Genomic DNA, 7,717 nt, shown 5'->3' with positions numbered 1-7,717 from the left:
CGCTGTTTTGGGAATCCCAAAGCGATTCAGAGAAAAAATGATCCGCTCTAGGAAGCGGCTTGGTTCAGCAAATCCACGTCGATTTCGGTCAGTTCCACCCGCCGCTCGAAAGCCTGGCCGTTTTCGTCGAAGAGATGGCAATCGCCGAGGCGGATGCCGGTCTTCAGTGGTGCGTCCATGCGGATGGCGGCACTGCCCTCCAGCGTCGCACAGAAATTCTCATCAATGCCGTCAGCCGTGGCATAGGCAACGGTTTGCGCGCCAAGACGCTCCACGACCGTCGGTACGATCGTGAGGGTCAGATCACCATCGCCAAGCTGGACATGCTCCGGCCGGATGCCGAGCGTCAATGCTTTGCCGGCAAAACCGGGACGCGGCGTAACAGGCAGCACGGCCTTCTGCCCCTTGTAGTCCACTTCCACACCGGCATCGCTGACATTGGTGCAAGTGACGGGCAGGAAGTTCATCTTGGGATTGCCGATGAAGCGCGCGACGAAGGTATTGGCCGGCTTGTGATAAAGCTCTAGCGGGGCGCCGACCTGTGATATTTCACCGGCGTTCAGCACAACGATGCGGTCTGCCATGGTCATGGCCTCGACCTGATCATGCGTTACATAGATCATGGTCGCCTGCAGCTGGCGATGCAGCTTGGCGAGCTCGATACGCATATCGGCGCGCAGTGCGGCGTCTAGGTTCGACAGCGGCTCGTCGAACAGAAAGATCTTCGGCTCGCGCACGATGGCGCGGCCGATGGCGACACGCTGGCGCTGACCGCCAGACAGCTGACCCGGCTTTTCCTGCAGGCGTTTATCGAGGTGCAGGATGCGCGCAGCGTGCTCGACCTTGGCCTTCAGCTTCTCTTCCGGCATCTTTTCAACCCGCAGCGGAAAAGCAATGTTCTCGAACACCGACATATGCGGATAAAGCGCATAGGACTGGAAGACCATAGCAATGCCGCGCTTGACGGGCGGCAGATCGTTGACGCGGGCGCCATCGATCTTGATGTCGCCGCTGGTCACATCGTCGAGGCCGGCAATCATGCGCAACAAGGTCGACTTGCCGCAGCCGGACGGACCGACGAAGACGATGAACTCACCGTCATTTACGTCGAGCTCGACGCCCTTGATGACCTCGAAATGACCATAGAATTTCTTGACCTGATGAAGGTGCAGCTTTCCCAAACTCTGTCTCCGCGCGGCGCCGCCATGGGCGGGCAGGGCTCCAAAGGCCGCGCGCATTGCGCGCGGCCCGGTGACTTGCAGACTTACTTATACTGCTCGAGATCGGCAGCGGCCTTCTTCAGCGCATCCGCCGGCTGAGCCTGGCCGGTGACGACCGATTGGACCATGGAGATCATCACGTTCTGGAAGCCCTTGTAGTCCTTGAAGAGCGGCTCGGGACCACCGTAGGCGATGCCGTCGATGAACGGCTTCCAGGAAGCGTCCTTCTTGACGAACTCGTCTACCTGCGCTGACGGACGCAGAGGCGTGAGGCCGGCGCCGCCCTGGAGTTCATACTCGCCCTGCGGGCCCGGAGAGGTGATGAACTTGGCGAGGTCGATCGCCTTGTCCTCGACGCCGCTACCCTTGAAGACGGCAAGGCTGTCGGTGATGAGCAGCGTGCCCTGGCCCTTGGCCGAAGGACCGAGCGGCAGCGGTGCGACACCCCAGCTGATCTTCGTTTCCTTCAAGCGGGCGGCGGCGCCGGAGCCGGCCTGGATCATGCCGACCTTGCCATCGAGGAAGATGGCGCGCATTTCGTTCTGCTCGTAAGCCGTCGGTCCTTCGACCGAATAAGGCGTGATGTCCTTGTAGGCCTGAAGGGCGGCCAGCACTTCCGGGCTGTCGAGGACGATCTTGTCGCCATCGATGACCTTGCCGTTGTTGGTGTAAACCCAGTGCAGGAACTGGTGCATGGTATTGTCGAAGGTCTTGGCCGAGAGGCCATAGCCGGGAATGCCGGTCTTTTCCTTGATCGCCTTGGCGTCGGCGATTTCCTCGGCCCAGGTTGTCGGTGCCTTTTCAGGATCGAGCCCGGCCTTCTTGAAAAGGTCCTTGTTCCAGTAAAGCGCCTTGGTCGAGAAGGCGATCGGCGTGCCCCACTGCTTTCCATCGAAGGTTACCGTATTAACGATGCCTGGATAATAGGCCTTCTTCTCGTCGTCCGTCATCGGGATCGGAACGATCAGATCGTTGTCGGCGAACTGCTTGAGCGTGCGGGAACCGACATACGCCATGGCAACAGGCGTGCCGGCCGCAGCGAGCGTGGTTGCCTTGTCCTGGCACTGCTCCCAACCGACAACCTCGGGCTTGACGGTCCAGCCCGGATTCTTGTCTTCCCACTGCTTGATATATTTCACATGGATCGGATCGATAGTGTCACCGCAATAGATCCAGCTGATCTCCTTGTCGGCGGCCTGGGCGTTCACGGCGCCGAGCGCGGTGGAGCCGAGCAAAGCAAGGGCGAGAAGCCCCGTCTTGAAATGGAATGTCACGTTTAAGCTCCCGTTCTCTCTGGTGGTTGATTGATTTTATTGCTTCACCGCGCCAGCGGTCAGACCGCTGACGAGATACCGTTGCAGGAAGAAGATCACGACCAGAGCCGGCGCGATGCCGACGAAACTTGCGGCCATGAGCTCGTTCCAGACGACCTCCTGCCGGCCGAAATAGGCAAAGAGCCCAACCGGCAGCGGCATGTATTCCGTCTTCGAATTGAAGGTGAGCGCATAGATGAACTGCTGCGCGTAGGAACCGATGAAAGTGGTAATGGCGACCACGGTGATACCCGGCATGGCGATCGGCAGGATGACGCGACGCAGCGTATAGAAATGGCTGGCACCATCGACAAAGGCTGCCTCATCGAGCTCCTTCGGAATGCGCATCATATAGGTGCGCAGCAGCCAGATCCCGGAGGGAATGAGGAAAGCGACACCCGGTACGATCATGGCAAGATAAGTGTTCAAAAAGCCAAAGGAACGCATGAGCCGGAACAGCGGGATCAGCAGCACGGCACCGGAAAACATGTTGACTGCCAGGAAGGCGCCGAGCAGGAGGCCGGAGCCTCGGAACTCGAAACGCGCGAAGGCATAGGCGGCCGGCACGACGAGGATCAGCACGATGACGGTGCTTACACCGGAAATCAGGAAGGAGTTGAAGATATACCAGCCGAAACCGGGCACGCTGGTCCACATCGTACGATAGGCTGCAAACGAGCCATTTTCGGGAATGAACCGATAGGGCGAAGAGAAAAGCTGGCTGAGCGGCTTCAGCGAGACCAGGAACCCCTCGACGAAGGGTGCCAGCACGAAGGTCAGGAACAGCAGGATCCCGGCATAAATGCCGATCAGCTCGTACCACTTGTAGCGATTGATCATGGCGGGCTGGCTCATCGCTGCTTGGCTCCCGTGGAAAAGCGGCTGGTCAGGCGGAAATAGGCAAGGCAGAAGATCGACAGGAAGATGCAGATCAGCACCGCGCGGGCGGCGCCTTCGCCATATTTGTAGGAGCCGATCGCGGTGCGATAGGTGTCGATGATCATCGTCGTCGTCTCGCCGTTCGGGCCGCCGCGCGTCAGGATCCAGATGATGTCAAAGGAATTGAAGGTGGCGATCAGCGACAGCATCGACATGGTGACCAGCGACGGCAGCAGCAGCGGCAGGGTGATGCGACGGAAGCGATAGAAGCGACGGGCGCCATCCGTCCAGGCGGCTTCGTAGAGATCATGCGAGATCGCTTGCATGGCCGCCAGCATATAAAGAGTGACCATCGGCACACCGATCCAGACGTCGGTAATGATCGTCGCCCAGAAGGCTGTGCTGCCATAGGCGAGGAACGCCACCGGGCTGTCGACGATGCCGAAACGCTGCAGCATGCCTGAAATCATGCCGAACTGGCCATTGTACATCCAGCCCCACATGAAGATGCCGATCGCCATCGGCACAACCCAGGGCGGCATTGTCAAGACGCGGAAAAGCGCGCGGCCGGGAACGGCGGAATTCAACAGCGCCGCGCCCAGCGTGCCGATGATCATCTTGATCGACACGGAGAAGAACGTCCATATGAAGGTCCGAACGATGACGCCCGCGAAAGTGTCGTTGAAGATCTTCGCGTAGTTCTCGAAACCGACCCAATTCGTCACCTTCTTCAACGATGCATCGGTGAAGGATAGGATTATCGTGTCGACCAGCGGATAGGCGACGATGACGGTGACATAGAGGAGAGCCGGAAAAAGAAGGAGCCAGGCGAAGATGACCGTGCCGCGTTGAACACCCATCCTGCGCCCCTCCCTAGGCGGCTCTTGAATGAAGCGCTTCGTCGAACTCGTCCCAGATCGGCCGGAGATCGACAACGGTCTTCTTCATGCGGGCCTCGTCCATCGAGAGCGCTAGAATGCCCGCCTCCAGCGCATTCTGGGTCGACACCGGCAGATGCAGGCCCGTTTTGACATGCGCGATGATATCGGCGGCCATCTGCTCGTCGGCGCCGTAATGCTGCGAAAGCGTGGTGGCCGCGTAAGTGTTTTCGATCACCTTCTTGCCGGTCAGCATCTCATGGACATTGAAATAACCGCGGATGAAATCGCCCTCGGCCATGCCGCGCGAGCCCATGATGGCGAAGCGACGGAACTGGTCCGGCACATTGAGATTGGTATGGAAGTTCATGCCGACGCCATTGGCATATTCGATGATCGCCACCTGGTAGTCGATGATGTCGCCATCGCTGTCGAAGACCTTGTCGGACCCCATCCAACCACTCGGCTTGCGATGGAAGAGCTCGAGATCGTTGATGCCTTCCCTTGCCGGATCGTTTTCCGGAATGAAGCTCTTGCGGCCGCCAAAACTTGCGACCCGCTCCGGCCGCGCACCGACGACGCCATTATAGAGATCGAGGTCGTGGCAGCATTTCTCCAGCATGAAGCTGCCGGAATAATGTTCGTAGCGGCGCCAGTCGCGCATGAAGAAGGCGCCGTGATAGGGTTCGATGTGCTCGGCAGCCTCGATGGAAACGACGCGACCAAGCTTCCCCTCGGCCTGGGCAGCCAGGAGATCACGGTACATCGGCGAATAGCGCAGCACGAGGCCGACATTCAGGCGCTCATGACCGAATTTCGCCATTAGGCGGGCAAGCTCGATGCTATCCTTGATCGTCGTGACGATCGGCTTTTCGCAGAAGATCTTGAGGCCGGCCTCGAGGCCGATGCGGATGTGATCGAGATGCATGTGGTTCGGCGAACCGATCATCAAGAGGTCGATCTTTTCGTTGGCGATCAGATCCTGGGGTGTTGCGTAAGCCTTTCCGGCTGAGATGCCTCGTTCGAGCAAACCGGGCAGACCCGCAGGTTCGGGATCGACATATCCGGCAATCTCGAAGCTCTCGTCGATCGCCTTGAAGACATAGCCCAGATAACCCAGGCGGAATCCCAGCCCAATGATTCCAACGCGCATGCTTTATGTTCCCATTACGTAATTTATTTTCGTAAGCTTGGGACAAATTTTCGCATTCGTCAACGACGTTCGCGCATTTAACCGAAAACATGAAATTTATTTTCAGATCGCCAATAAAACTTACACGGCGGCAACATGAAGCCACGCTCGCTTTGATTGCGCTGCCGCTTAATGCGGCAGAATGCCTACGACTTATCTATCCGGGCCGTTATATTGCCAATACTGGTAGTTCGGCTTTCTGGTGCTGCTGGAAATAACGCCATTCTGATCGCAAACGTAACCCAGGCGCGGCAGGCCCCGGTAGAACGGACCTTCGTGAAAATAATCGGCGTACACGGTGGCGGTGCGACACTGGAACTTCTCGTCATCAGCCATTTTCGGCGCAGTTACGCCCGGAAGGTTCTTGTAAGGATAAACGGGAGCGACATATGGCTTGGGCAGGAGCGGATTATCGGCAAAGGCGGCCGCCGGCATCAAGACCGCAAAGGACAGGGCAGCAATGGCGATTTTCGACTTGATCCACATAAACTGCTACGCTCCTTTACAACTGCGAGCGCAACGACCACACGCCGCATATCATAAATATAGTGGGACTGCAGTCATGCGCCAACGGGTTCCCCGATCAAAATCGCGCACAAGTGACGGTTTCCGCATCACCGACGCGGGCCATTCACGCTGCGTTACACCAAAAAAAATGCTTTTATCTACAAATACAACACATGCGTGTGCCAGCCGTTTGCGACAAGTCATAAGCATGTTATATAGTATGAAAATTGTCATCTTGGTTGTTGCCGGCGCGATTTCTGTTTGAAGGAGTAGCAGTCATTCTCGAACAGATTAATCGTATCCCGCCTCTTGTTGACCCGGAGATTGCTGACGATGCCGCTCAGCAGGTTTCCATCTATGTCATCAATCTCGATCGCTCGCGTGATCGCTGGGAGCGACTGTGCAACCAGGCCGTCGAATACGATCTGCATATCACGCGCATTCCTGCCGTCGACGGCCGTCTCATCGCGGAGGCTGACCGCGTCGATTTTCAGCCGCATTCGTTCATCTATCATAACGGCCGCAAGCTTCTGCCGGGAGAGTACGGATGCTATCGCAGCCATCTGATAGCGCTTGAGCAATTCGTCGCCAGCGGCGACAAGATGGCGATCATCATGGAAGACGATGTCGAGCTCAACGAGAAGCTTATCCCGCGTGCGATCGCGGCGATGGACAGCGTCCAGGACGCGCGTCTCGTCAAACTCGTCAACCATCGCCTCGTCGGCTTCAAGTCGGTCTGCGAAACCAGTGAAAACGATGTCGTCGGCCGCTGCATGCATGGTCCGCAAGGGTCGGCTGCCTGTTATATCGTCAACCGCAAGGCGGCCAAGAAGCTGCTGACGACGCTGAAACCCATGCTTCTCCCCTACGACGTCGCCTTGGAACGCGGCTGGTCAACCGGCGTCGAGACGTTCACGACCTTTGAAAACCTGGTCGATTTCAGCCCGCACCGCGCCGACACCACGATCGGCAAACGCGTGCATTACCGCGCGGTAAAGCGGCATCCCCTGTTGCGGCTGACGGCACATTGGTTCCGCACCTGCGATCAAGTGCGCCGCTGGTACTACGCCGTCAAGATCAAACGGTAGCGATCAGCAATGCTTGGCCAAGGCCAAGCATAAAACATGGAGAGCGGTCGCCTAGAGCGGTTCACCTTTCGGGGAATCTCTGAGCCGCTCTATCTCATTGCTTTCACGCAATTCCGGACGCAAAACCGCTTGTCTTATGACTTTGTCTCGTTTTAGGCGACAATGGATTGCCGCCTGTGGGCCTGAACACCCACAGGCGGCGGGAGGGGTGGGATCGAGAAACCGCTGGTCTGACAGAACCGTTGCGCAGTAGGATCGCCCCTTTCTTTTCCATGAGGCCTGAACGGATAGCGGGGCTTTGACGGCCCGCATGACAAGCATGGGACACGGAAAAGATGGCTGACACGATAGCACGAACCCTCGGTATCGACATCTCGAAAGATCGCCTCGATGTCCATCTCCTACCGGACGGCATCGACAAGCAGTTCCTCAACGACGCCAAAGGGCTGCGGGCATTGATCCGCTGGCTGTCGCCCTACGCGCCCACCCGCATTGTCTTCGAGGCGACCGGCGCCTACCATCGGCGCCTCGAACGCATGCTGGCAATGGCGAACCTACCTGGCGTCAAGGTGAACCCGCAGCGCCTGCGCGCCTTCGCCAAAGCCTGCGGCCGGCTGGCCAAGACGGATCGCATCGACGC

8 protein-coding genes are annotated in these 7,717 nt (G+C 58.2%); 2 read left to right on the top strand and 6 right to left on the bottom strand.

Annotated elements, in window-relative coordinates; all coding sequences use genetic code 11:
* Positions 1-47: 47 nt before the first annotated feature.
* The 6 genes from AC13RM_RS31305 to AC13RM_RS31280 all read right to left on the bottom strand — a co-directional run bounded on the left by AC13RM_RS31305 (position 48) and on the right by AC13RM_RS31280 (position 5,968).
* Complete coding sequence (locus tag AC13RM_RS31305; RefSeq protein ID WP_113230178.1) at positions 48-1,181, bottom strand: ABC transporter ATP-binding protein; 1,134 nt, start codon at positions 1,179-1,181, stop codon at positions 48-50.
* Positions 1,182-1,264: 83 nt separating this feature from the next.
* The gene (locus AC13RM_RS31300; RefSeq protein ID WP_113230179.1) at positions 1,265-2,494 is read right to left on the bottom strand and encodes an ABC transporter substrate-binding protein; all 1,230 of its coding nucleotides are present in this window, start codon (positions 2,492-2,494) and stop codon (positions 1,265-1,267) included.
* Between the two features lie 36 nt (positions 2,495-2,530).
* Positions 2,531-3,388, bottom strand: a complete 858-nt coding sequence (locus AC13RM_RS31295) for a carbohydrate ABC transporter permease (RefSeq protein ID WP_112722798.1) — start codon at positions 3,386-3,388, stop codon at positions 2,531-2,533.
* Positions 3,385-4,272 (bottom strand): carbohydrate ABC transporter permease, encoded by an 888-nt coding sequence (locus tag AC13RM_RS31290; RefSeq protein WP_374824175.1) that lies wholly within the window; start codon positions 4,270-4,272, stop codon positions 3,385-3,387. Before AC13RM_RS31290 ends, AC13RM_RS31295 begins: the two co-directional genes overlap by 4 nt.
* 13 nt (positions 4,273-4,285) lie before the next feature.
* Positions 4,286-5,443, bottom strand: a complete 1,158-nt coding sequence (locus tag AC13RM_RS31285; protein ID WP_374824178.1) for a Gfo/Idh/MocA family protein — start codon at positions 5,441-5,443, stop codon at positions 4,286-4,288.
* 192 nt (positions 5,444-5,635) lie between these two features.
* Positions 5,636-5,968 carry a hypothetical protein gene (locus AC13RM_RS31280; RefSeq protein WP_113230182.1) on the bottom strand — a complete coding sequence of 111 codons (333 nt, stop codon included), beginning with the start codon at positions 5,966-5,968 and terminating at the stop codon, positions 5,636-5,638.
* Between the two features lie 248 nt (positions 5,969-6,216).
* Here AC13RM_RS31280 and AC13RM_RS31275 point away from each other — a divergent pair, with 248 nt between their 5' ends.
* Entirely contained in the window at positions 6,217-7,077 is an 861-nt protein-coding gene (locus AC13RM_RS31275) for a glycosyltransferase family 25 protein (RefSeq protein WP_374824181.1), read from the top strand.
* A 335-nt stretch (positions 7,078-7,412) separates the two neighbouring features.
* Positions 7,413-7,717, top strand: a 305-nt coding sequence (locus AC13RM_RS31270) for an IS110 family transposase (protein WP_488556137.1), incomplete at its 3' end; no start/stop codon positions are given.

It is taken from the genome of Martinezella sp. CNPSo 3732, assembly GCF_057784515.1.
This window is presented reverse-complemented; position numbering and strand designations above follow the sequence as displayed.